The sequence below is a fragment of the Streptomyces sp. NPDC059008 genome, from assembly GCF_042749045.1.
Classification (GTDB): Bacteria; Actinomycetota; Actinomycetes; order Streptomycetales; family Streptomycetaceae; genus Streptomyces.
Genome location: NZ_JBHYJC010000014.1, coordinates 37648 through 62014, shown reverse-complemented (window position 1 = coordinate 62014; position 24367 = coordinate 37648). Strand labels below are relative to the sequence as shown.

Sequence of the window (24367 nt, the reverse complement as noted above, 5' to 3'; positions counted from 1 at the left end):
CGGCGCCGACGCCGCATCCCCGTGTTCTCGTACATCATCCGCAGGTTGATCAGCGCAGTGATCCTGCTGCTGATCGTCAGCGCGGTCACTTTCGGCATCTTCTTCCTGCTGCCGAAGCTGGCCGGGCAGAGCACCGACCAGCTTGCCCAGCAGTACATCGGAAAGGCCCCCACGCCCGCGGACATCGCCGCGGTCAAGAAGAACCTCGGCCTGGACAAGCCCGTGTACGAGCAGTACTGGGACTTCCTCAAGGGCATCTTCGTCGGCGTCGACTACAAGTTCGGTCCGGAAGCGGCCAAGTGCCATGTGCCGTGCTTCGGATACTCCTTCAAGACCCACATCGAGGTGTGGCCGGAGATCCAGTCCCGGCTCCCGGTGACGCTCTCGCTGGCCGCCGGCGCGGCCGTGCTGTGGGTCGTCTCCGGTGTCGCCACCGGCGTGCTCTCCGCACTGCGCCCCGGCTCGTTCTTCGACCGGATGGCGATGGGCGTCGCGCTGGCCGGCGTCTCCCTCCCGATGTTCTTCACCGGCGCGCTGGCGCTGGCCCTGTTCACCTACCAGTGGCCGATCTTCGAACGCAGCGACTACGTACCACTGCTGGAGGACCCGTTCCTGTGGGCCCGGACCCTGGTCCTGCCCTGGGTCACCCTGGCCTTCCTCTACTCCGCGCTCTACGCCCGGCTCACCCGGGCCGGCATGCTGGAGACGCTGAGCGAGGACTACATCCGTACGGCCCGCGCCAAGGGCCTGCGCGAGCGCAAGGTGGTGGTGCGGCACGGTCTGCGGGCCGCCCTCACCCCGATCATCACGGTCTTCGGCATGGACCTGGGCCTGCTGCTCGGTGGTGCGCTCATCACCGAACAGGTCTTCTCGCTCAAGGGAGTCGGCGCCTTCGCGGTCGAGGCGATCAACGCCAACGACCTGCCGAACATCCTCGGCGTCACCCTGCTCGCCGCGTTCTTCATCGTCATATGCAATCTGGTGGTGGACGTTCTGTACGCCGCCGTCGACCCGCGGGTGAGGCTCTCGTGACCGACTCCTCCGAGGACAAGACCGTAGAGAAGTCCCAGAACGCCGCGGCCGCCACCGAGGCGGGACCGCAGCCGGCGGCCTTCCTCCAGGTGCGGGACCTCAAGGTCCACTTCCCCACCGACGACGGCCTGGTGAAGTCCGTCGACGGGCTGACCTTCAGCCTGGAGAAGGGCAGGACGCTCGGCATCGTCGGCGAGTCCGGCTCCGGAAAGTCGGTGACCTCGCTCGCCGTCATGGGCCTGCACCGCGCCTCGCGCCAGCAGCGCAGCCGGGTGCGGATGTCCGGCGAGATCTGGCTGGACGGCAAGGAGCTGGTCTCCGCCGATCCCGACGAGGTGCGCCGGCTGCGCGGCCGCGAGATGGCGATGATCTTCCAGGATCCGCTGTCCGCGCTGCACCCCTTCTACTCGGTCGGCAAGCAGATCATGGAGGCCTACCGGGTCCACAACGACGTGGACAAGAAGACCGCGCGCAGGCGGGCGATCGAGATGCTCGACCGGGTCGGCATCCCGCAGCCCGACAAGCGCGTGGACGACCATCCGCACCAGTTCTCCGGCGGTATGCGCCAGCGCGCCATGATCGCGATGGCGCTGGTCAACAACCCCGAGCTGCTGATCGCGGACGAGCCGACCACCGCCCTGGACGTCACCGTCCAGGCGCAGATCCTGGACCTGATCCGCGATCTGCAGAAGGAGTTCGGCTCGGCGGTCATCATCATCACCCACGACCTCGGGGTGGTCGCCGAGCTCGCCGACGACCTGCTGGTGATGTACGGCGGGCGGTGCGTCGAGCGCGGCCCGGCCGAGAAGGTCTTCTACGCGCCGCAGCACCCCTACACCTGGGGCCTGCTCGGCTCCATGCCGCGCATCGACCGCGACCAGACCGAGCGGCTGATCCCGGTCAAGGGCTCGCCGCCCAGCCTGATCAACGTCCCGTCCGGCTGTGCCTTCAACCCTCGCTGCCCGTACGCGGATGTGCCCAAGGACAACCTCACCCGTACGGTCCGCCCCGAACTGCGCGAGGCCGGCGGGGGAGGGCACTTCTCCGCCTGCCACATGGCGCCGGAGGAGCGGGAGCGTATCTGGACCGAAGAGATTGCGCCGAAGCTGTGACCGAGACGACTGACGACCAGAACAACGAGATCCCGCTCCAGAAGGGGCCGAAGGCCTCGGCCGCGGCCGAGCAGCGCGCCGCCGACCCCGAGCCGCTGCTCAGGGTCCGCGGTCTGGTGCGGCACTTCCCGATCACCAAGGGCCTGCTCAAGCGGCAGGTCGGGGCGGTGCAGGCGGTCGACGGCATCGACTTCGACGTACGGCCGGGCGAGACGCTCGGCGTCGTCGGCGAGTCCGGCTGCGGCAAGTCGACGATGGGCCGGCTGATCACCCGGCTCGACGAGCCGACCGGCGGTTCGATCGAGTTCCAGGGCACGGACATCACCCATCTGTCGCCGGGCAGGCTGCGCCCGATGCGCCGCGACGTGCAGATGATCTTCCAGGACCCGTACGGTTCGCTGAACCCCCGCCACACCATCGGCGGGATCGTCTCCACCCCCTTCCGCCTCCAGGGCGTCGAGCCCGAGGGCGGTGTGAAGAAGGAGGTGCAGCGGCTGCTGGAGCTGGTGGGACTGAGCCCGGAGCACTACAACCGCTATCCGCACGAGTTCTCCGGCGGTCAGCGCCAGCGCATCGGCATCGCCCGCGCGCTCGCGCTCAAGCCCAAGCTGGTCGTCGCCGACGAGCCGGTCTCCGCGCTGGACGTGTCGATCCAGGCGCAGGTCGTCAACCTCATGGACGACCTCCAGGAGGAGCTGGGCCTGACCTACGTCATCATCGCCCACGACCTCTCGGTCATCCGGCACGTCTCGGACCGGATCGCGGTGATGTACCTCGGCAAGATCGTGGAGCTGGCGGACCGCAAGGCGCTCTACGAGACGCCGATGCACCCGTACACCAAGGCGCTGCTGTCCGCCGTGCCGGTGCCCGACCCCAAGCGGCGCACCCAGCGCGACCGGATCCTGCTCAAGGGCGATGTGCCCTCGCCGATCAACCCGCCCTCCGGCTGCCGGTTCCGTACCCGCTGCTGGAAGGCGACCGAGGTGTGCACCACCACCGAGCCGCCGCTGGTCGCGCTGCGGACGGGGCACCAAGTCGCCTGCCACCACCCGGAGAACGCGGCGGAGCCCGCCGCGGCCGGTAAGGCGTCAAGTGATCAGTAACACCTGAGGGCTTGGGAAAATCCCGGGCGAAACCGGCCGGGAGAGTGCAGAGTTGGCGCGATTGTTCCCTCATTCGCGTGTTCGAAAGGACGGCTCATGGCACTCTCCCGTTCCGTGCGTCGCACTCCCCGCCTGCTCGCCCTCGCCACCGCGGTCGCCTCGGCCGCCACCCTCGCCGCCGCGCCCGGGGTGTCGGCCGCCGCACCGGGTGCCTCGGGCGGTGCGCCCGGCGTCGGCGACCCGTACTTCCCCAAGCTGGGCAACGGCGGCTACGACGCCCTGCACTACGACCTCGGCGTCAGCTACGACCCCGAGAGCGGCCTCCTGGACGGCCGCACCACCCTCAAGGCCAAGGCCACCGAGAGCCTTCGCTCCTTCGATCTCGACCTGCACAAGCTCACCGTCGACGCGATCAAGGTGAACGGGCGCAAGGCCGCCTTCACCAGATCCGGGGACGAGATCACCGTCACCCCCGCCACCCGCCTGCGCAAGGGCGAGCGGTTCACCGTGACGGTGACCTACGGCGGCATACCGAAGCCGCTCAACGGTCCCATCCTGTTCGGCTCCGACTACGGCTGGATGAAGACCAAGGACGGCGTCTTCGTCGCCTGCCAGCCGAACGCCGCCTCGACGTGGTTCCCCTCCAGCGACCACCCGGGCGACAAGGCCACCTACGACATCCGCATCGACGCCCCCAAGGGGCTGACCGGCGTGTCCAACGGCCGTCTGGTCTCCTCGCGGGTCAAGGGGGACCGCTCGTACTCCCACTGGCGCGAGACCAAGCCGATGGCGACGTACCTGGCCACCGCCACCATCGGGAAGTTCGACGTGCGCACCGGCACCACCCCGGGCGGCATCCCCGTCTACGTCGCCACCGACCCCACGCTGCCCACCGGCAAGGTCGATGTCTACGGCGTCACGGCCGAGGCCACCGACTACTGGTCGAAGGTCTTCGGTCCGTACCCCTTCGAGGAGACCGGGGCCATCGTCGACGACATGCCCGACGCCGGCTTCTCCCTGGAGGTGCAGTCCAAGCCCGTCTACTCGGCGGTCCGCAGCGAGTCGACCATCGTCCACGAGCTGGCCCACCAGTGGTTCGGCGACTCGGTGTCGGTGAAGACCTGGCCCAACATCTGGCTGAACGAGGGCTTCGCCACGTACGCGCAGTGGCTGTGGGAGGAGCACAAGGGCCGCACCAGCGCCCACGACTCCTTCCTGAAGTCCTACGGCTCCCGTCCCGCCGACGACCCCTTCTGGAAGATCAAGGTCGGCGATCCGCAGCGGGACACGATGTTCGACGACGCTGTCTACCAGCGCGGCGCGATGACGCTGCAGATGCTGCGCGAGCGCATCGGCGACAAGGCGTTCTTCGACCTGCTGCCCACCTGGACGCGTCAGCACCGCTACGGCAACGCGGAGATCTCGCAGTTCATCACGCTGGCCGAGAGGATCTCGGGGCAGCAGCTGGACGATCTCTTCGACACCTGGCTGTACACGGGCAAGAAGCCGGCGCTGCCCGGCAAGTAGGCACCGCGGGCCGGGTCAGTCGGTGTGCTTCTGGCCCGGCCTCGGCCGCAGCTGCTGCGGCCGAGGCAGATGCAGCCCCAGGTAGACCGCGCCCATCCGGAGTGCGAAGACCACCCCCGCCGAGACCGCCGCGGCGGGGGTGGCGCCGACGCCGAGGTGGTGCAGCAGCAACAGGCAGCAGGCGCCCGCCATCGCGGCGATCGCGTACACGTCCTCGCGCAGCAGCAGCGGGGGGAACTCCCCGCACAGCACATCGCGGATGACCTCGCCGGCGACGCCGGTCAGTACGGCCAGGATGATCACGGCGAGTGGGGTGGCGCCCGCCTGGATGGCGGCGCGGGCGCCGATCACCGTGACGACGGAGAGTCCGATCGCGTCGACGACCAGCAGCGATTTGCGCGGCAGCGTCCAGAAGCGCAGATAGATCATGGTGCCGACGCCGACACAGATGATCACCGTCAGCAGCACCCAGTCGTGCGTCCAGTACAGCGGCTGCCGGTTGAGGATGAGGTCGCGCAGCGTCCCGCCGGAGATGGACGCGGCGAAGGCGAGCACCAGGCCGCCGAAGGGGTCCATGTTGGCGCGGTAGGCGGCCAGCACACCGCTCGCCGCGAAGGCCGCGACGCCGACCAGGTAGAGCACGTGAAGCATGGCGACATCATCGCAGGGCCGGACGGACCGCTTCCGGTGCGGTCGTCAAAACTGACACTACCGGTCGGTAACTATCCGGTGTAGCGTGCAACCCATGGCTCTGGTGACGCTTGGCAACAGTGAGTTCGACCGCGACACGGCGGTCACCCGTCGCGCCCCGGGCGTCTATGACGCCCACCTCTCCGCCGGCTGGACGATCATCCAGGCGGTCAACGGCGGCTACCTCCTCGCCCTCATGGGCCGCGCCCTGGGCGACGCCCTCCCGCACCCCGACCCGCTCTCGGTCACCGCGCACTACCTGACCGCCTCCGTCCCGGGCCCCGCCGTCATCCGCACCGAGGTGGTCCGCACCGGCCGCACGATGTCGACCGGCACCGCCACCCTCGTGCAGTTCGCCGACGACGGCAGCGAGGTCGAGCGGCTGCGGGTGCTGGCCTCCTACGGCGATCTCGACGCGCTGCCCGACGACGTCCGTACGACCGCCAAGCCGCCCGCCATCCCGCCGTACGAGCACTGCCTGGGTGCCGACAGCGCCCCTGGCGAACGCCCCGCCATCCCCGGGAGCACCGCGATCGCCGACCGGCTCGCCATCCGCCTGGACCCGGCGACCGCCGGCTGGGCCGTCGGCGCCCCGTCCGGCAGGGGCGAGATGCGTGCCTGGTTCGGCCTCGCCGACGGCCGCGACCCCGACCCGCTCTCCCTCCTGCTGACCGTCGACGCGCTGCCGCCCACCGCCTTCGACCTGGGCATCTCCGGCTGGGTGCCCACCGTCGAACTGACCACCCACGTCCGGCGGCGCCCGGCCCCCGGCCCGCTGCGGGTCGCCATCACCACCCGCAACATGGCGGGCGGCTTCCTGGAGGAGGACGCGGAGGTCTGGGACAGCGAGGACCGACTGGTGGCGCAGTCGCGCCAGTTGGCCAGGGTCCTGCTCGCGGAGTAGGCGCGACGCGCCTGCCCGCCATGTACCGCGCCGCCCCCTATGGAACCCCCTTTTCGCAGGTGGCCCCCGGTGCCGAAGGGTGGAGTGTGACGCAAAAGTGCGCGCGTTGGCCCTGCGCCTCATGTCAGACTGATCGTCATGGGGGACGTGGCACTGAAGTTGGATGACGGGACCGTCGTGTGGCTGCGGGCCGAGGAACCGGTCGCCAAGAGCCCTTCGGGCGCGGGCCGGTCCGTGCACCCTGACGACGGCGCCGACGGTGAGCTGGAGCTGCCCGACGCGTTCGGCTCCGCCCAGCCGGTCAGCGTGGACAGCCGGATGGGCCGCGCGCTGACCCGCGGCGGGGAGGTCCTGGAGGAGGCCCTGCGTCCGCTCGGCGGCGTCCTCGGCCAGATCCACCGCTCGATCGCCAGTGGCGAACACCGCCCGGACGAGGTCACGGTGGAGTTCGGCGTCACCCTCGGATCCGATCTGCGCCTGGGCGTGTTCTCCGGTAACGGCGAGGCGAGCTTCACGGTCTCCGCCACCTGGAACCTCGGCCGGGACCCGGGGGAACCGGGCGGGGCGACACCATGATCGCGGGCGTGGGTCCGGACACCCCGCTCCAGCTGTCCTTCGCCTCCGTGCGGCACGGCGAGCAGGCCGTCGGCGCGGGCGTACTGGTCGCCGAGCGACTCGTCCTGACCTGCGCCCATGTCGTCAACAGCGCACTGGGCAGGGAGCGTTTCACCCAGGACCTCCCCGACCGGAGCGAGACGGTCACGCTCAGGCTGCCGCATGTCGCGGCCGGCGCGGACCTGTCGGCCCGGGTCGTGGCGGAGATGTGGGTGCCGCCGAGGGCCAAGGCGGCCGGCAACGACCCCGTCCGGCCCGGACGGTTGCCCTACCACGGCGACCTCGCCGTACTGGAGCTGACCGACGCCCCGCCCCCGGGCGCCGAGCCGGCACCGTTCCTGCAGCACAACTACGCGGGCGAGACCATCGCGTTATGGGCCAGCGGCAATCCGCTGCCCACGGTCCGCGCGGTGCCCCGGGTCTCGGCGCCGCCGTGGATCGCGCTGGACGTGCTCGGCGGCGCCCAGGTCACCGAGGGGTTCAGCGGCGGGCCGCTGTGGGACCGCGAGCGGCAGGCCGTCGTCGGCCTCGTCGCGGCCGTGCACCGTGCCCCGGAGTCCGCCGCCCCCGGGTCGTCGCCGGCGACGATGTACGCCATCAGCGTCCCCGCCATCGAGGCCGAACTCCCCGCGCTGCCGCCCTCGGCGGTGCCCACCGCCCGCCGCGGCGTCCAGCAGCTGCTCACCGCACTGGAGCGGGTCCTCAAGGGCCGCGAGGCGGTGCTGGCCTGCGAGCAGCGGCTCGCCGCCCGGCTCGGCAGGCCCTCCGCGGGCCCGGCGGCCGACCTCGAACGGCTCGTCGGCCTCGCCGTGGGCGTCCGCCGCGGCATCCCCGAACTCCTCGACCTGGTACGGGACTACGAACCCCCCGCCCTCGCCGCCCCGTACGACCCCCATGCCCGACCCGGCCTCTACGGCGCCCGCGAGGACTGGGAACGGCTGCGCCGCGCCGCCCATACGGTCCGCCCCGGCGAGTACCTGACCACCCGCCAGCGCCGCGACCTGTCCGGCCTGCTGGCCCACTGCACACGTACCGACCCCCGGGCCCTGCTGGAACGGGTACTCCCGCACGCCCCGGAACTCCCCGCCGTCGCGGGCCTCGCCGACACCATGGACGCGCTGGAGGGCTTCAGCTCCACGACCGGCGCGCCGGTGCCGCCGCTGCTGCAGGCGGTGGTGCGGATCAGCGTCGAGGAACGCGCGGCCGGCGAGGTCTATCCGGCCGAGGACCTGGACGCCTGGGTCGAGCGGGTGGCCGCCCGCTCGGGGGTGGACGAGGCGGCGGTCAGCCAGTTCCGCGCCGACGTGGAGGCCACCCGGTCACCGGTGCGCACCCCCGGGGCCGCGCCCGCGGCCCCCGGCGCACGCCCCGCCGCCGCCCCGCCGCGCGTCCAGGTGGAGCTGCTGCCCACCGCCACGGGACGTCGCTTCACGTACCAGATCTGGACCTTCGCCGACGGCCAGGCGCACCGCCTCGCGCTGGTCCGGGACGCGGAGGCGGGCAGCGAGCAGGTCGTCGACGACATCCGCCGGGTGCTGCGCACCGAGGTCAGGGAGGACCCGGAGACCGCCCTGGTGGAGTACTTCCTGCCGTCCGCCTGGCTCGGCCTCGACGTCGACTCCTGGGAGTCGCCCGACAGCGACGAGGACGGGCCGTTCGCACCGGGCATCACCCGCCGGGTGGTGGTGCGCACCACCGAGCGCTCCCGGGAGAGCTACGCGGGCTGGAAACAGCGCACCGCGGCCCTGCCGCACGCCAAGCGCCTGGTCCTCGACCACCGGCACACCGACCGCAAAGTGGCCCGCGCCCAGCTGGAGGTGCACCGCGACGCCGGGACGGTGATCGTGTGCTGCGAACCGCACCACCACGGCACGCTGCTGCGCCAGTGCGTCCAGGCGGGCGTGCACACCGTGCTGTGGCATCGCGCCGAACACGGCGAGCACATCGCCCAGGACCTGCTGGCCCTGGTCGACGGCACGGACCACACCGAGGTCCCCGAAGCGGTGCGCCTGGAGCGGGCCAAGGCCGTGGCCGAGCCCGAGAGCGCCGCCCTCCACGGCCGGCGGCTGTCCCTGCTGTACGACGCCCCGGACCACCGTCCCCCGCAACTCGCCCCCGACGCCTGGGTGTTGACGCAACCATGAACACCTGTGCGTGGACGCACGCCACGAACGAGGAGAACCCGCGGTGACCGGACAGAGCGCAGCTGGCGCCCCCGACGGCCTGGTGCCGGAGCCGGAGGACTGGTGGGTCTTCCGCGGCCCCTCGGAGCTGCCCGCCCCGCCACCGTGGCGTCGCTTTCCGGCCACCCGCGGCGCGGCGGCCCAGGCGCCCTACCTCCTGGAGCGCAACGAGATCTCCGTCGTCAACGCCGCGCTGCATCTGCACCGCCCGCTGCTGGTCACCGGCCGGCCCGGCGCCGGCAAGAGCTCGCTGGCCCGCGCCGTCGCCGACGAGCTGGGCCTCGGCGACGTACTGCGCTGGTCGGTCAACAGCCGCTCCACGCTCCAGGACGCCCTCTACCGCTACGACGCCGTGGGCCGGCTGCGCGAGGCCTCGCTGCGGCGCGAGCGCGAGGCCCCCCGCGGCTCCGGCCGCCGACCCAGGGCCCGGCACGCCACCGCGGCCGGCGACATCGGCCAGTACCTGCGCCTGGGCCCGCTGGGCAGCGCACTGGCCGCCGACCGCCCCCGGGTGCTGCTCGTCGACGAGCTCGACAAGGCCGACATCGACCTGCCCAACGACCTGCTCGTCGTCCTGGAGGAGGGTGAGTTCGAGATCCCGGAGCTGGCCCGGCTGCCCGAGCACCAGCAGGAGGTGCAGGTCCTGCTGAGCGGAAGCCGCGAGCGGGTCGCGGTCCACCGCGGAGTGGTGCGCTGCGCCCACTTCCCGATCGTCATCATGACCAGCAACGGCGAACGCGACTTCCCGCCCGCGTTCATGCGCCGCTGCGTACGCCTGGACCTGCCGGAGCCGACCGGCGACCGGCTGCGCAAGATCATCGAGCACAATCTGGGCGAGGAGGCGGTGGCCGCCGCCGAGGACCTCATCGAGGTCTTCCACCAGCGCGCCAAGACCCAGACGCTCGCCACCGACCAGCTGCTGGCCGCCGTCCACCTGCGGATCAGCGGCGCCGACCTCACCAAGGAAGAGCTCCTCGCCGCCGTCCTGCACCGCCTCGACGAGCCCATGGCGCCATGATCGACCCATTGCGACAGGCGATGTCGGCCGCCGGCTACGACCTGGGGGCCACCGACCTCCTCGATGTGCTGTGGCTGGCCCGGGTGATGGAGGGCGCAGCGGCGCCCCGTCCGGCGGCGGAGCCGGGGGAGCAGGGGGCGGCGGCGCCGGGCGAGGGGGAGCGCGCCGAGCCGGCACACCCCGGTGAGGCCGCCGCCGAGCCCGTCGCCCCTGATGACCGTGCCGAAACCGCCCCGCACCCGGAGCACGCCGACCCGCTCCACCCCGCCGACCCCGCTCACCCCGACGAGCCCGCCGACGCCCCCGAGTCCGCCGGGCCTTCGGCCCCCGCCGGTCCGCCCCGCCGCGCCCTGTACGCCATGGGGAGCCAGGGCGGCGCGCGGGGCGCGGACCGCGCGCGCCCCGCCCGGGTCCCCGGTCAGCGCGCACTGCCCGACGCCCAGCAGCTCGGCCGGGCGCTGCGCCCGCTGCGCCGCTTCCGGGACCACCCGCACCGCACCGTCACCGACATCGAGGCCACCGTCCGCCTCGCCGCCGAGACCGGCTTCCTCGATGTCGTCGCCCGCCCGGAACAGGAGCGGCGCTGGTCGGCGGTGCTGCTGGTGGACTGCTCGCCGTCCATGCAGGTATGGGGCTCGCTCGCCACCGAACTGCGTGCGCTGCTCACCCGGAGCACCGCCTTCCGCTCCGTCCAGGTCCACCCGGTCGACCCCCGGGACCCCGGCGGCCCCCTGCCGCGCCGGCAGGCCGCGGGCGCGGCGGTGACCTTCCTGCTCACCGACGGGACGAACCCCGGATGGCGCGGCCCGCGGGCCGTTAGCGCCCTGGCCGCATGGAGCCGCGGCGGCCCGGTGGCCGTCCTCAACCCGCTGCCCCGCCGGCTGTGGCGCGGCACCGCCCTGGACGCCCGGCCCCGACTCCTCGCCGCGCCGGGCGAGTTCGAGCCCGTGGGGCGGCTGACCGTCTGCGACGCGCTGAGCGGCGAGCCCGACCCGGAGGCGGAGGGCTTCCTCGCGCTGCCCGTCCTGCATCCGACCGCCTCCGCGCTGGAGCAGTGGGCCGGGCTGCTCACCCGCCCCGGGGTGCCGCATCTGATCGAAACGGCGCTGCTGGCCGAGGCGCCGTCGCCGGCCGCGCCGCCCGAACCGCACGGCACCGCCGAGGAGTTGCTGGCCCGCTTCCGCGGTGCGTTCTCGCCCGAGGCCTACCGTCTCGCCGTCCGCCTCTCCGCCGTCCGCCCGCTGACCACCCCGCTGATGCAGCTGGTCCGCGCCGCCACGATGCGCGACGCGGGCCCCACCCATGTCGCGGAGATCCTGCTCGGCGGCCTGCTGGAGCGCACCGACGAGGTGCGGGACACCGCCGCCGCGCAGACCCTGGACCGCGCCCTGGGCGCACCAGCGGGCCAACTGGTCCAGCCCGTCTACGACTTCCGCCCCGGGGTGCGGGAGCTGCTGTTCAGCGGGCTCGGCACCGAACAGGCCGTGGAGGTCGTCGAGGCGGTCGGCCGGTCGCTGGAGCCGTATCTGGGGCGGCTGCCGGACTTCCCGGTCCTGATGGGCGACGAGGACGGCGAGCTGCGGCTGCAGGCGTCGGCCCGCGCCTTCGCCGTACTCGCCAGTCCGGTACTGGAGCGGATGGGCGGGGCGGTGCCGGAGCCACCGGCGGTCACCGCCGAGGCACCGCCGCCCCGGCCGCGCCGCCCGGTGGCCGGCCCGCCGCTGCGCTTCGGGGTGCTCGGCCCGGTGCGGGCCTGGCGGGGCGAGAGGGAGGTCTTCCTGGCCGGCCCGGAGGTCCGGGCGCTGCTGGCCTGCCTGCTGCTCCGGCCGGGCTACACGGCCACGGCGGACGAGCTGGTCGGCGACATCTGGGGCGCCGCGCCGCCGCGGGAGGCCCGTGAGCTGCTGGACGTCTACGCCACCCGGCTGGGCCGGCAGCTCGACTGGGACCTGGTGGCCGGCGACGCGGACGAGGGGTACGGGCTGCGCCGCCCCGACGGCCTGGCAGCCGTCGTCGACCTCGATCTGCATCTGGCCGAGCGACTGGTGGCCCACGCCCGCGACGCCACGGACCCGGCCGAGGCGCGCCGCCTGTGCGATGCCGCGCTGGCCCTGTGGGAGGGCGAACCGCTCGCCGGCCTCCCCGAGCCCTTCGCCCAGGCGCCCCGCGAGCGCCTGGCACGCTGGCGCGCCGACCTCCTGGCCGGGCGGTACCACCCCCTGGCCGAGGACGGCCCCGCGGCCCTGCCGCCCGTCCCCGAGCACTTCTTCGGCCGTACGCAGGAGATCGCCGAGCTGGCGGCGGCGCTGCGGTCCCACGACGCCGAGAAGCCCTGCTGGGCCGTCCACGGTCCGCCCGGTGCGGGCAAGACGGCGCTGGCGCTGCGGGTCGCGCACGAGGTCGCCGGGGACTTCCCCGACGGGCCGCACTTCGTCGACATGGGGGAGGCCGGCCCCGAGCGCTGGGCGCACTGCCGCGCGCTGCTGGCCCGGCGGCGGGTGCTGCTCGTCCTGGACGACGTCGGCGACGACGAGGAGGCGCTCGCCGCCCTCCTGCGGGAGCCGTCCGCCTGGGCCGGCGCCGTACTGATCACCGGCCGGCGCCGCCCACGGCTCGACGGGCTCACCGGCGACATCGCGCTGGCCAGGCTGCCGGCGACCGAGGCCCACGCCGCGCTGCCCGAGCATCTGCTGCTCCAGTGGCTCGACGCACAGCTCAGCCCGCCCGCACGGCGCGCCCTGGTGCTCCTGGCCGTACCGTCCGGCGACGGGCTGACGCTGCCGGCCGTCGCCGCGCTGCTGGCCACGACTCCGGAGCGGGCGCGGGCGCATCTCTACGAGCTGGCGACGATCGGCGCCGTGGAGCAGACCTCCGGCGGCCGCTACCGCCACGTCGGCCGGCTCCGCGCCTTCGCCGGGGGGATCGCCCACCGCGAGCTGCCCGGGCAGGTGCGCGACAAGGCGCTGTCCCGGCTGCTGGACCTGTATCTGGCCATGGGCCGCCGGCTGCACGAGACCCGGTATCCGGGCGAGCGGTGGCTGACCCGCCTCACCCGCGCTGCCTCCCCGTCCCTCCCGACGGCGCGGGAGGCCGCTGGGGAGCTGGCCGCCTGGGCCGAGGAGACGCCCCACCTCCTCGCGCTCGTCCGCCAGGTGGCGACGGGCGCCCCGGCCCTCCTGCGGCCCGCCGCCGACCTTCTCCTGCTGGCGCAGGTGACGGCGGACTGCGGGGCCCGCTCCGCCGCGTTCGAGACCGCCGGCCGGACCGTTGCCGCGCGGGCGGCCGCCGAGGGCGAGGGGCAGGCGGAGGCCCGGGCGCGGGTCGCGCTCGCCGAGGCCTACCTCGCCCTGGGCAAGGTCGCCGAGGCCGAGCCCCAGGCGCGGCGCGCGGAGAGCCTGGCGGACCGCTCCGGCGACGCCCTCACCCGCGCCCGTGCCCCGTACCTCCGCGGTCTGATCGCGCTCCACCAGGGGCGGCACGACGAAGCGGGGCGGTATCTCACCACGGCCTGTGTGCAGTGCCGCGACCGCAAGGACGAGGCGGGCGAGGCCGTCGCCCTCGCCGCCCTGGCGCGGCTGTGGGCCGCGGTGGGCAACAGTCAGGACGCGCTGCTGTTCGCCGAGCGCGGTGTGGACATCCACCGCCGCGGCGGCGACGGCTCGCCACGCCTGGCACACGGCCTGTACGCGCTGTCCGAGGCGCTGTCGTCGGCCGGCCGGCACACCGAGGCGCTGCGGACGCTGTTCCAGGCGCTGCCGCTCTTCGAGGAGGACCACCAGCGGATCTGGGCGGGCCGCACCCGCTGTCGGATGGCCGAGGAGATGGCCGCGCTGATCCGGCCCAACGAGGCGGCGGCCGCCGGTCAGGACGCCGCGAAGCGGCTGCTGGTGCCCGGCGGCGAGCGGTGGCGGGCCGACGCGCTGACCGCGCTGGGGCACGCCGAGACCGCCCTCGGCCGCAAACAGGGCGCCCGTGCGCACTGGCGCGACGCGCTCGGCGTCTACGAGGCCTTCGGCGCCCCGGAGGCCGACGGTGTACGAGCGCTGCTACGGGACAAACCGGCCGGGTCGGTGGGCGGCACGCGCAGGCCCGGGGCGTCGCGCACCACGGACATCGCGGCCCTCGGCACGGTCCTGCGCGACCTGACGGCGGCCGTCGGTGTCCTCGGCGACCGGCTCCGGGCCAAGGCCGCAGCCCAGGGCCCGATCGTCACCGCCCTCGCGTCCCTGGAGGCCGAACTCGCCCGCCACACGGACGAGTTCGCGCGCAGGGGCCGCCCCCCGCGGGCCGACTTCGCCCTCCTGCGCACGTCCCTGGCGGAGGCGGCCTCCCCCGAGGCCCTGCCGGAGTCGACCCGGGACCCCGACACCCTCGAAGCGGCCCACGCCGTGCGCACGCTCAGCAGTCGCCTCCCCGCATAGGCCACGGCCTTCGGCGCGGCCCCGCCCGTCGCCGACGTCCAGACGTCCGGATCTAGCCATCAGATCTAGCCACCAGGGCCGCGCCGCTCTTCTGGCCGGAGGGCGCGGCCCCCCTCCACCCGTTGCGCTCTGTCGCTTTTTGTTCGCAATGGTCGATTCTGTACCTCGGTATGACCGCAAAACCTCATCGGTAACGGGTGCGGGGTATCGGTTGTGGATCACTGTTCGCTGAACGGGTTGCTCGTACCGGATATCGATTCGGTCACACCGACCGGCGATTCACCTGGGTGCTTACGGTTTGCCCCCTTTGCCCTGTGAGGGGCGTCACGCTGGCTGGAATTCGACCGTGGTAAATCTTCACGACCACCTGCCGGGCGTCACCCATGTCCGCGTAGGGGGCGCTTGAGTCGGCCGATCGCCGGCATGCAACTCCATCAGTATCCGGGGGGATCGAGACCCGATCCGACGCCAAGCAAGGGCGCGGGTCGGCATGGAGCGGAAGGCGCACCACACATGACCTCAACGCAGGTCGGCACGAACCTCGGCGAAGGCAACGAGGCCTCGGGCAGCACACCGGAAGAGGGCTACGAGCGAGGTCTCGGCAGCCGTCAAGTCCAGATGATCGCCATCGGCGGCGCCATCGGCGTCGGCCTCTTCCTGGGCGCGGGCGCGAACATAGCGAAGGCCGGGCCCAGCCTCATCCTCATGTACGCCCTCGCCGGCGTGATTGTCTTCTTCATCATGCGAGCGCTCGGCGAGCTGCTCCTCTACCGCCCCGTGTCGGGTTCCTTCTCGGAGTACGCACGCGAGTTCCTCGGCCCGTTCTTCGGCTTCGTGACGGGCTGGACGTACTGGCTCATGTGGGTCGTCACCGGCATGGCCGAGCTGACGGCCGCCGCGATCTACGTGAACTTCTGGTTCCCAGACGTTCCACGGTGGGTCACCGCGCTGGTCTTCCTGGTCGTCCTGTACGTGGCGAACCTGATCTCGGTGAAGATCTTCGGTGAGATCGAGTTCTGGTTCTCGATGGTCAAGGTCACCGCGCTCATCGGCATGATCGTGATCGGTATCGGTGTCGTCACCTTCGGCTTCAGCCAGGCGGGAGACGCCGCCGCGGTCTCCAACATCTGGGCCCACGACGGGATCTTCCCCAAGGGCGTCGGCTCCAGCCTCATGACCCTCCAGGGCGTCATGTTCGCCTACCTCGCCGTCGAGCTCGTCGGTGTCACCGCGGGTGAGTCGGAGAACCCGGAGAAGACCCTTCCCAAGGCCATCAACACGCTGCCGTGGCGCATCATCGTCTTCTACGTCGGTGCGCTGAGCGTGATCCTGATGGTCGTCAAGTGGACCGAGTTCGAGCCCGGCGTCAGCCCGTTCGTGGCCGCCTTCGCGAAGATCGGCATCCCGGCCGGTGCGGCGATCGTCAACTTCGTCGTCCTGACCGCAGCCCTGTCGTCCTGCAACTCGGGTATGTACTCCACCGGGCGCATGCTCCGCGACCTCGCGTCCAACGCCGAGGCCCCGAAGGCGCTCGGCAAGCTGAGCACCTCCAAGACCCCGGCCATCGCCATCACCCTCTCCGCCGCCCTCATGGGCATCGGCGTGATCCTCAACTACGTCGTTCCGGAGAAGGCGTTCGGCTACGTCACCTCGGTGGCCACCGCGGCCGGCATCTGGACCTGGCTGATGATCCTCATCAGCCACATCCTCTACCGCCGCGCGGTCGTCGCCGGCCGCCTGCCCGCCTCGTCCTTCCCGGCGCCCGGCGGCACGGTGTGCAGCTGGATCGCGGTGGCGTTCCTGCTCCTGGTGACCGGCCTGATAGCCATCGACCCCGACAGCCGCGTGTCGCTGTACGTCGGCGCCGGCTGGGCCGTGTGCCTGGCGATCGGCTGGTTCGTCCTGAAGGCCCGCAACCCGCAGATCGCGGTGAAGGGGACCCAGGACAAGCAGCTGGAGAACGCCGGACAGCCGCGCGGCTGAACGCAGCGGGCTCCCGAGCTCCCCATGGACGGCCCTTGACGCCGTCGCGTCCCTGACGGGGGCACCCGGACACAGACGTCCGGGTGCCCCCGTCGGCCGTGTCCGGCGGCCCCTCCGATCGGTACGGCGGCCGACCCGGATCCGACCCCGATCCGCAGGACGGGCCCTACGGACGCAGGAACTCCGCCAGCGCCACGGCGAGTTCCGCGGGCGCGTCCTCCTGCACCAGATGCCCCGCGCCCTCGATGACCCGAAGCTGCGCGCCGGGTATACGGGAGGCCAGCTCGTGCCCCCTCGCCACCGGGATCCAGTCGTCCTGCGCGCCCCAGCAGACCAGCGTCGGCAGCTCGATCTCTCCGTAGCGCCCCTGGATCTCGTCGGTGAAGCGCTGGTCGTTCTGCTGGATCTGCCGGTAGAACGCCGGCTGTCCCTCGTCGGTGCACCAGGGCTCGACCAGCCGGTCGAGGACGGCGGGCGGCAGGCCCGGACGGCTCGCGGAGGAGATGTACTCGCGCACCAGCGCCCGGTGGAGCGCGGCCGGCAGCTGCCCGAAGACCTCGCGGTGACCGCCCAGCAGCCGGTATGCGGGCGAGCCCCAGGGGGCCAGTGCCACCGGGTCGACCAGCGCCAGCCGTGCGTACCGCGCGCCATGCAGCAGATGCGCCCGCAGGGCGACGCAGCCGCCGAAGTCATGCGCGACCACGGCCGGCCCGGACCGCTCCCCGGCCAGCCCCCAGTGCTCCAGCAGCTCCACGAACACCCGGGCCTGCGCGCCGAGTGAGACGTCCTGCCCGTCGCGCATCCCGGAGGCGCCGTAACCCGGCATGTCCCAGACGAACACCTGGTGCCGCGCGGCGAGGGCGGGGGCGACGCCCCGCCACACGTACGACGAGAACGGCGTCCCGTGCAGCAGGACGACCGGCGGCGCGCCGTCCTCCCCGAGGGCGGCCCACCGCACCTCGTCGCCGCTCGCAGCGCGGAACGTACGATCCAACAGCCACTGTGTCATGACCGTAAGCGTAGTGACTCCTTACATGCGCTGTCGAGGCCCCCAGGGGTGGACGGAACCGCGGGAAGGACCCCGGCGCGTGCGGCGCTTCCGCGCGCCGCGTATGCGCCCCCGGAGCCCACCGCGCCAGCTCGTAGAATCGTGCGCACCATGGTTTACCTCGACCACGCCGCCACCACCCCGATGCTCCCGGAGGCGGTGCAGGCGATGACCGCCCAGCTGACCGTCACCGGCAACGCGTCCTCGCTGCACGCCGACGGCCGGCGGGCCCGGCGCACCGTCGAGGAGGCGCGGGAATCCCTCGCCGACTCGCTCGGCGCGCGTCCCAGCGAGATCGTCTTCACCGCGGGCGGCACCGAGGCCGACAACCTCGCGGTCAAGGGCCTGTACTGGTCGCGCAGGGCGGCCGATCCGGCCCGTACCCGCGTGCTGGCCAGCCCCGTCGAGCACCACGCCGTCCTGGACGCCGTGGAGTGGCTCGCCGAGCACGAAGGCGCCCGCGTCGAGTGGCTGCCGGTCGACACCTACGGGCGGGTGCACGCCGACGCGCTGCGCGAGGCCATCGCAAGCAACCCCGCCGATGTCGCGCTGGCCACCGTCATGTGGGCCAACAACGAGATCGGCACCATCCAGCCGGTCGTCGAACTCGCCGCGGTGGCCAGGGAGTTCGAGGTCCCGCTGCACGCCGACGCGGTGCAGGCGTTCGGTCAGCTGGAGGTCGACTTCGCCGCCTCCGGGCTCGCCGCGATGACGGTTTCCGGCCACAAGATCGGCGGCCCGTACGGCATCGGCGCCCTGCTGCTGGGCCGTGAGTACGCCCCGGTGCCGGTGCTCCACGGCGGCGGCCAGGAGCGGCAGGTGCGCTCCGGCACCCTCGACACCCCCGCCATCGCCGCCTTCGCCGCCGCCGGCCGGTACGCCGTCGCGCACCGCGCGGACTTCGCCCGCGACATCGGCGCACTGCGCGACGACCTGATCAAGGCTGTCCGCGCCGCCGCCCCGGACGCCGTCCTCGGCGGCGACCCCGACCCCGCGGGCCGCCTGCCCGCCAACGCCCACTTCTCCTTCCCCGGCTGCGAGGGCGACTCCCTGCTGCTCCTCCTGGACGCCCAGGGCATCGCCTGCTCCACGGGCTCGGCCTGCACCGCCGGTGTGGCCCAGCCCAGCCATGTCCTGCTGGCGACGGGCATGTCACCGGACCTCGCCCGCGGCACCCTGCGCTTCTCCCTGGGGCACACCTCGACCGCGGAGGACGTGGCAGCACTGGCCCAGGCCATCGGCCCGGTGGTGGAACGCGCCCGCAGCGCGGGCCTGAGCTAGCCGGAGCCGGCGGAGGTCCCCAGGGTCTGCCCGATGGTTCAGGCCCGGCCCTTGCGCAGCTCCGCGCGGACGAGCCCCAGATAGCGGTCCCAGTCCCAGTGCGGCCCCGGGTCGGTGTGATCCGTGCCCGGCACCTCCACATGGCCCACGATGTGCTCCCGGTCGGCCGGGAAGCCGTAGCGGCGGCAGATCCCCGCGGTCAGCCGTGCCGACGACGCGTACATGGCGGCGGTGAACGACTCCGGCCGGTCCACGAACCCCTCGTGCTCGATGCCGATGCTCCGCTCGTTGTAGCCGCGGTCCCCGGCGTGGAAGGCCACATCGAGCTCCCGCACCATCTGGGCGAGCCGTCCGTCCCGGCCCACGACGTAGTGCGCGGCGGCCTCGTGATCCGGGTCCCGGAACACCTTCAGCGCGGTCGCGTAGCCGCCCTGGACGACATGGACGACCACGCGGTCGATGGCGTAGTCCGCCGGCCGGTCCGCCCGCCGGTAGTTCTCGTCGGACGCCGCCACCCACCGCGCGCCCCGGTGGTCGACCGCGCCCGGCGTACGCGGCTTGTCGTTGCCCGGCAGCTGCCACCACCAGTGCCGCAGCTCGTCCCGCGCCGCGAACGCCACCGCCCCGGCGGCCAGCGCCCCGCCGCCCCCGATCCACAGCGCCCGCCGCCGTGTGACCCCGGGCCGGCCGCTCCCGGCGCCGCTCTCACCTCTGCCTTCGCCGCTGCTCTCGCCGCCCGCGTCCCCTGCCCTGTTCCCCATGCGCTGCATAACGCTTTACGCACTGTCGGCGGTTCCGTCTACCCTGGACGGGCTATGACTGATGACGCCCCCCGCCGCCTCCGCGTACTCGCCGCCATGTCCGGCGGTGTCGACTCCGCCGTCGCCGCGGCCCGCGCCGCCGAGGCCGGCCATGATGTGACCGGCGTGCATCTCGCGCTCTCCGAGAACCCGAAATCGTTCCGTACGGGTGCCCGCGGCTGCTGCACGATCGAGGACTCGCACGACGCCCGCCGCGCCGCCGACGTCATCGGCATCCCCTTCTACGTCTGGGACCTCGCCGAGCGCTTCCGCGCCGACGTCGTCGACGACTTCATCGCCGAGTACGAGGCCGGGCGCACCCCGAACCCGTGTCTGCGCTGCAACGAGAAGATCAAGTTCGCCGCCCTCCTGGACAAGGCCCTCGCCCTCGGCTTCGACGCGGTGTGCACCGGCCATTACGCGACGGTGGTCGTGAACGAGGACGGCAGCCGCGAGCTGCACCGCGCCTCGGACATGGCCAAGGACCAGTCCTACGTCCTCGGCGTGCTCGACGACCGCCAGCTGGCGCACGCCATCTTCCCGCTCGGCGACACCCTCACCACCAAGGCCGAGATCCGCGAGGAGGCGGCCCGCCGCGGCCTGTTCGTGGCGAAGAAGCCCGACAGCCACGACATCTGCTTCATCGCCGACGGCGACACCCAGGGCTTCCTCGCCAAGCGGCTCGGCGCGGCGCCGGGCGACATCGTCGACGAGTCCGGCAACCGCCTCGGCACCCACGAGGGCGCGTACGGCTTCACCATCGGCCAGCGCAAGGGCCTGCGGATCGGCCACCCCGCGCCCGACGGCAAGCCGCGCTACGTCCTCGACATCTCCCCGGTGGACAACACCGTCACCGTCGGCCCCGCCGAGGCCCTCGACGTCACGGCCCTCACCGCCATCCGCCCCCGCTGGTGCGGCCGCCCCCCGGCCGCCGGCCCCGCCACGTACACCGCGCAGCTGCGCGCCCACGGCGGCGAGACCGAGGTCACCGCGGAGCTGGTCGACGGCGCGGAGCTCCAGGTCACGTTCACCGAGCCCGTCCGGGGCGTGGCGCCCGGCCAGGCGATCGTCCTGTACGACGGCACCCGGGTGGTCGGCTCGGCGACGATCGCGACTACGGAACGGCGGGTGCGGGCGGGGGCGTAGCCAGCGGCTGAGTGGCCTATGCGGCCTGCTCCCAAGGATTGACCACGGTGGCTCCGGTGCGCTCGAAGTGCTTGGCGTTCCGGGTTGCCACGGTCCAGTCGTTGGCGATTGCGGTAGCGGCAATCAGGGCGTCGGCCGGATCGATGTTCGTGCCTGCCGCCTTGAGTCGCCGGTGTAAGGCAATGTAGGCGATGGCCTCAGGCTCGCCGATGGCGACGATCCGGTCCCGGTACTCGTGCCGTACGTCAGCCAGGGTCTGGGCGTAGCGCTCTCGCCTGGTGGCGTCAGTTGTGGCCGCGACACCCGCCTCGATCTCCCCGACAGTAATGACGCTTACGTAGCGCCTGGGGCGTGGCGTCGTGTGGAACCAGGCGAGTACGCGTTCGTCCGGCTTGGGTCGGGTGGTGAGTTCCGCGATCACGTTCGTGTCGAACAGGAAGTTCACTCGCCCTCCTCCTGGTCGTCGTACGACCGGGCACCGAACTCCAGGCCCTCGAACGGTGCCGACAGGAGGAATTCTTCGAACCCGTCAAAGCCCAAGGTGATCCATCGGTGGACCATTTCAGGAAGGGCATCGATGTCTGTCTCTGCCAGCTCGGCGTCGAAGTGGCGTCGCTGATGCTCTGGCAACGCGTCGCGGATGTCACGAATGGTGCGGAGAGGGTGCGGGCTCTCATCGGCGGCAGAGGGTCGCGAGTCGTCGTGAGGTGCACGCGTCATGGGCGCCTCCCTCTTCGCAAGTGCGGAACTCATCCTGTCCTTGTCCTTTCAGGCTACGGCCTTGGCCGCTGACGTGGGTTGGTGATGGTCGGTGTGTGGACCGTTCAGGCGGCTCATCGCTCCTTGGCCGGGGCGCGGCAGTCGCGGCAGCGGCCTGGTCCGTCGGCCCGGACGGTGCCGGTCGCAGCCGTCCTACCGAGACGGCACGCGCTCACCCGGCCTCTATGGCCTCGACCTCACGCTGTGCGGTACGCACGATGGTCCCGATGTCTCGGATGGCAGCCTGTCTCTCCGCCCTGACATCGCTGGACTGCAGCGTGCGTTCCGCCGCGTGGAAGCGCGCTGCTTTGGCAGGGTCGCGCTCGATGGCGACAACGGTGGCCCAGCGGCGGCAGAACAGGTGGATCGGTGCTGTGCTGCTGTCCCGGCCTGCCTGGTCGAATGCCTGCTGCATCTCATCCACCAGTTCCGGCAGCTTGGCGGAGCGAGTGCGGCGACTGCTGAGCGCAGGGCGGGGAGAGTGCCGGGAATCCTGACGGCACCCGTGGCGCGGTTCGTGTCAGGCGGCACACCGCACCTCCGGCGAGCCGGAGCGACAGTCCCGGCAACGCCCGGGACGGTCCGCGCGGAAGCCGCGGTCGCAGCCGTCGCAGTTCTGGAGGGGGACGACGGGCGGCCGGTCGGGCTGCGGGGGATGGTCCGTACGGGCCGGTGGCCGCAGGGTGGTGAGCCGGTGGGCGAGGAGGCGGGCCGGGCGGCGGCTGAACCGGGCCGGGAGGCCCTCGGTAAGGGCCGCCGTGATCTCCTGCTCGGGTACGCCACGGTCGAGCCACTCCGTGACGGCCGGGGCGAGTGTCGTGATCTCGCGTTCCGAGAGGAGCAGGCGGCGGTCGCGGTGGTGGAGGCCGGCCAGGAGGCCGAGGGCCTCGGGGGCGGCTTCCGGTGAAGGGGCCGGGTGCGGGGGTGCGGCGGGCTCCTGCCCGGGTTCCGGTTCGGTCTCCCGGATACCGGCCGGCTCCTCCGGTACGGCTTGTTCCGCCGCTACCGCTGGCTGCTCCGGTACCGCCCCCGGCAGGTCGTACGCGAAGGTCCGCGTGATGATCCGGCCGCGTGGCCCACGCTCGATACGGCGCTCCAGCCAGCCCTCGTCCTCCAGCTCGCGTAACGCCTCGGCGATGGCCTTCTTGCCCTCGGCGAAGTGCGCACACAGGGCGGTGATGGTGATGGGCGCGCCATCGGGGAGCGACAGGATGTAGGCGGCGACGCCGACCGTGACCGCGCTACCGGCGCGCTGCGCAAGGCGGTTGGCGAGGATCGTGAAGTGGGAGGTCTGGCGCCTGCGGATGTGGATGACGCCGCTGGAGACGCACGGGGGCGCGGACGAGGGCGCGTTAGACTGCGCTGAAGTCATCGGGAAGCTCTTCTCTTCCTGGTGATCAGGCCCTCGGGTTGGGATTGCCGTCCCGCCGAGGGCCGTTCCATGTGCGGTTGTCGTGGGTGCCGTTGTTGTGGCCGGCTGCGGCGAGCGTAACCGCATTCCGGACACCGCCGCGCCCAGGTCACCCGATGGGGTGAGGAGTTGGGGCGGCGGTAGGGAGGTGGGTTCTCTCCCCGGGTTCTTTGGTAGTCGGCCGTCTCACCGCCGGACGGCGGGACGGCACCTCGTACCGCCCCGCCGGTATCCGCTCAGACGGCTTCCGGCGCGACCTGCGCATACGCGATGAAGGACGCCCAGGAGGCGGGGGTGACCGCTATGGACGGGAGCGAGGTGTCCTTGGAGTCGCGGATGTGGACGGTGTCGGGGCAGGTAGCCACCTCGATGCAGGCTTCGCCTTCGCCGCCGCTGTAGCTGGACTTGTGCCAGGCGACGGCGACTTCGATGCAGGCTTCGCCAGTACCGCCGCTGTAGCTGCTCTTGAACCAAGCCAGTTCGGTATTCATGCCTCTCCTGACAGCAGATGCCGAATGAGTGCTCGCGACGCCTCGGCGTCGAGGGCCTGTGAACGGAGTGTGCCGTACACATGACTCATTACGCTGACATCGTCCGGCTCCGTGAGGAAGTAGCTGCCACGGTGACCTTCGACGTATCCGATCGTGTGGTGGTCCGGCGTCTCCAGCAACGTCATCGGGCCATCCATCCCCGCATGCGTCTCGCGGGCGAGTGGCATGACCTGGAGCTGGAGGTTGTGCAGCTCGGACAGCTTGAGGAGATTCCTCAGCTCGCCCTCCCAGACAGTCCGTCCGCCCATCTTGCGCAGAAGTACGGACTCCTCCAGGACAAATGTCATGCGGCAGGCGGGCTTGCGGGCCAGCAGCGCCTGCGTCGCCAGTCGCGCCTGCACGGATCGCTCGATCTCGTCGTCCTCCATGCTGGGCCGCACGGACCGGAACACCGCCCGCGCATACTCCTCCGTCTGCAACAGCCCATGCAGGAAGTGCGTGGAGTAGGCGTGCAGCGCCAACGCCTCCGCCTGCAATTTGACGTACTCCTCCGCCCACGCCGGATGGTGCTTCTCCGCGACATCGGGGATCAGTACGCGCAGTACGCCGCCCGCGTCGAGGGCGGCGTCCACCGCGTCGACGTAACCCGGCTTCGGTGGCCGTTCGCTGCGTTCGACCATCGCGATCAGGGACTCGGAGTACGGGACGAGCGCGGCCAGTTCGCGGCGCGTCATCCCTCGTTGTTCGCGCAGGAACCGGGACTGCTTCCCGAAGATCCTGAGGCTGACGGGTGGTTCGTCGTTGTGGGGCATCGCACACCTCGCACAGTTGCGGCGTGGTGAC

21 protein-coding genes are annotated in these 24367 nt (G+C 72.3%); 12 read left to right on the top strand and 9 right to left on the bottom strand.

All coding sequences use genetic code 11. The features are described from left to right. The first annotated feature begins 21 nt into the window (after nt 1-21). From ACFWZH_RS18880 to ACFWZH_RS18865, 4 genes are all read left to right on the top strand, one after another. Nucleotides 22-1032 (top strand): ABC transporter permease, encoded by a 1011-nt coding sequence (locus ACFWZH_RS18880; protein WP_384431879.1) that lies wholly within the window; start codon nt 22-24, stop codon nt 1030-1032. Beyond that, nucleotides 1029-2144, top strand: a complete 1116-nt coding sequence (locus ACFWZH_RS18875) for an ABC transporter ATP-binding protein (protein WP_384431876.1) — start codon at nt 1029-1031, stop codon at nt 2142-2144. The genes ACFWZH_RS18880 and ACFWZH_RS18875 overlap by 4 nt, the downstream gene beginning before the upstream one ends. Then, nucleotides 2141-3247 (top strand): ABC transporter ATP-binding protein, encoded by a 1107-nt coding sequence (locus ACFWZH_RS18870; protein ID WP_384431873.1) that lies wholly within the window; start codon nt 2141-2143, stop codon nt 3245-3247. Before ACFWZH_RS18875 ends, ACFWZH_RS18870 begins: the two co-directional genes overlap by 4 nt. A gap of 96 nt (nt 3248-3343) precedes the next feature. Continuing rightward, nucleotides 3344-4774, top strand: a complete 1431-nt coding sequence (locus tag ACFWZH_RS18865; RefSeq protein WP_384431870.1) for a M1 family metallopeptidase — start codon at nt 3344-3346, stop codon at nt 4772-4774. A 15-nt stretch (nt 4775-4789) separates the two neighbouring features. Here the strand turns inward: ACFWZH_RS18865 and ACFWZH_RS18860 are convergent, their stop codons facing one another. After that, nucleotides 4790-5425, bottom strand: a complete 636-nt coding sequence (locus ACFWZH_RS18860; protein WP_384431867.1) for a trimeric intracellular cation channel family protein — start codon at nt 5423-5425, stop codon at nt 4790-4792. Nucleotides 5426-5519: 94 nt separating this feature from the next. Here ACFWZH_RS18860 and ACFWZH_RS18855 point away from each other — a divergent pair, with 94 nt between their 5' ends. The 6 genes from ACFWZH_RS18855 to ACFWZH_RS18830 all read left to right on the top strand — a co-directional run bounded on the left by ACFWZH_RS18855 (nt 5520) and on the right by ACFWZH_RS18830 (nt 16588). After that, complete coding sequence (locus ACFWZH_RS18855; RefSeq protein WP_384431864.1) at nt 5520-6368, top strand: thioesterase family protein; 849 nt, start codon at nt 5520-5522, stop codon at nt 6366-6368. A 138-nt stretch (nt 6369-6506) separates the two neighbouring features. Further along, nucleotides 6507-6944, top strand: coding sequence for a CU044_2847 family protein (locus tag ACFWZH_RS18850; RefSeq protein WP_384431861.1), 438 nt, complete (start codon nt 6507-6509; stop codon nt 6942-6944). 8 nt (nt 6945-6952) lie between these two features. Further along, nucleotides 6953-9127 (top strand): trypsin-like peptidase domain-containing protein, encoded by a 2175-nt coding sequence (locus ACFWZH_RS18845; protein ID WP_384431859.1) that lies wholly within the window; start codon nt 6953-6955, stop codon nt 9125-9127. Nucleotides 9128-9170: 43 nt separating this feature from the next. Next, complete coding sequence (locus ACFWZH_RS18840) at nt 9171-10184, top strand: AAA family ATPase (RefSeq protein WP_384431856.1); 1014 nt, start codon at nt 9171-9173, stop codon at nt 10182-10184. Further along, on the top strand, nt 10181-14605 hold the full coding sequence (locus ACFWZH_RS18835; RefSeq protein ID WP_384431853.1) for an SAV_2336 N-terminal domain-related protein: 4425 nt from the start codon (nt 10181-10183) through the stop codon (nt 14603-14605). The genes ACFWZH_RS18840 and ACFWZH_RS18835 overlap by 4 nt, the downstream gene beginning before the upstream one ends. A 513-nt stretch (nt 14606-15118) precedes the next feature. Further along, nucleotides 15119-16588 carry an amino acid permease gene (locus tag ACFWZH_RS18830; protein ID WP_384431850.1) on the top strand — a complete coding sequence of 490 codons (1470 nt, stop codon included), beginning with the start codon at nt 15119-15121 and terminating at the stop codon, nt 16586-16588. A 166-nt stretch (nt 16589-16754) separates the two neighbouring features. Here ACFWZH_RS18830 and ACFWZH_RS18825 read toward each other — a convergent pair whose 3' ends face one another. Continuing rightward, complete coding sequence (locus tag ACFWZH_RS18825) at nt 16755-17597, bottom strand: alpha/beta fold hydrolase (protein WP_384431847.1); 843 nt, start codon at nt 17595-17597, stop codon at nt 16755-16757. A gap of 150 nt (nt 17598-17747) precedes the next feature. Here ACFWZH_RS18825 and ACFWZH_RS18820 point away from each other — a divergent pair, with 150 nt between their 5' ends. Continuing rightward, nucleotides 17748-18917, top strand: a complete 1170-nt coding sequence (locus tag ACFWZH_RS18820) for a cysteine desulfurase family protein (protein WP_384431844.1) — start codon at nt 17748-17750, stop codon at nt 18915-18917. A gap of 38 nt (nt 18918-18955) precedes the next feature. On the opposite strand, the gene ACFWZH_RS18815 is transcribed toward ACFWZH_RS18820, so the two are convergent. Further along, the gene (locus tag ACFWZH_RS18815) at nt 18956-19678 is read right to left on the bottom strand and encodes an N-acetylmuramoyl-L-alanine amidase (protein WP_384431841.1); all 723 of its coding nucleotides are present in this window, start codon (nt 19676-19678) and stop codon (nt 18956-18958) included. Between the two features lie 54 nt (nt 19679-19732). Here ACFWZH_RS18815 and mnmA point away from each other — a divergent pair, with 54 nt between their 5' ends. Continuing rightward, complete coding sequence (gene mnmA / locus ACFWZH_RS18810; protein WP_384431838.1) at nt 19733-20863, top strand: tRNA 2-thiouridine(34) synthase MnmA; 1131 nt, start codon at nt 19733-19735, stop codon at nt 20861-20863. Nucleotides 20864-20879: 16 nt separating this feature from the next. Here the strand turns inward: mnmA and ACFWZH_RS18805 are convergent, their stop codons facing one another. The 6 genes from ACFWZH_RS18805 to ACFWZH_RS18780 all read right to left on the bottom strand — a co-directional run bounded on the left by ACFWZH_RS18805 (nt 20880) and on the right by ACFWZH_RS18780 (nt 24336). Further along, complete coding sequence (locus tag ACFWZH_RS18805; protein ID WP_384431835.1) at nt 20880-21308, bottom strand: type II toxin-antitoxin system VapC family toxin; 429 nt, start codon at nt 21306-21308, stop codon at nt 20880-20882. After that, the gene (locus ACFWZH_RS18800; protein WP_384431832.1) at nt 21305-21583 is read right to left on the bottom strand and encodes a hypothetical protein; all 279 of its coding nucleotides are present in this window, start codon (nt 21581-21583) and stop codon (nt 21305-21307) included. Before ACFWZH_RS18800 ends, ACFWZH_RS18805 begins: the two co-directional genes overlap by 4 nt. 211 nt (nt 21584-21794) lie before the next feature. Next, nucleotides 21795-22046 carry a hypothetical protein gene (locus ACFWZH_RS18795; protein ID WP_384431829.1) on the bottom strand — a complete coding sequence of 84 codons (252 nt, stop codon included), beginning with the start codon at nt 22044-22046 and terminating at the stop codon, nt 21795-21797. A gap of 96 nt (nt 22047-22142) precedes the next feature. After that, nucleotides 22143-22994 (bottom strand): hypothetical protein, encoded by an 852-nt coding sequence (locus ACFWZH_RS18790; RefSeq protein ID WP_384431827.1) that lies wholly within the window; start codon nt 22992-22994, stop codon nt 22143-22145. A 275-nt stretch (nt 22995-23269) separates the two neighbouring features. Then, nucleotides 23270-23524 (bottom strand): DUF397 domain-containing protein, encoded by a 255-nt coding sequence (locus ACFWZH_RS18785; RefSeq protein WP_384431824.1) that lies wholly within the window; start codon nt 23522-23524, stop codon nt 23270-23272. Further along, on the bottom strand, nt 23521-24336 hold the full coding sequence (locus tag ACFWZH_RS18780) for a Scr1 family TA system antitoxin-like transcriptional regulator (RefSeq protein WP_384431822.1): 816 nt from the start codon (nt 24334-24336) through the stop codon (nt 23521-23523). The genes ACFWZH_RS18785 and ACFWZH_RS18780 overlap by 4 nt, the downstream gene beginning before the upstream one ends. Nucleotides 24337-24367 lie beyond the last annotated feature (31 nt).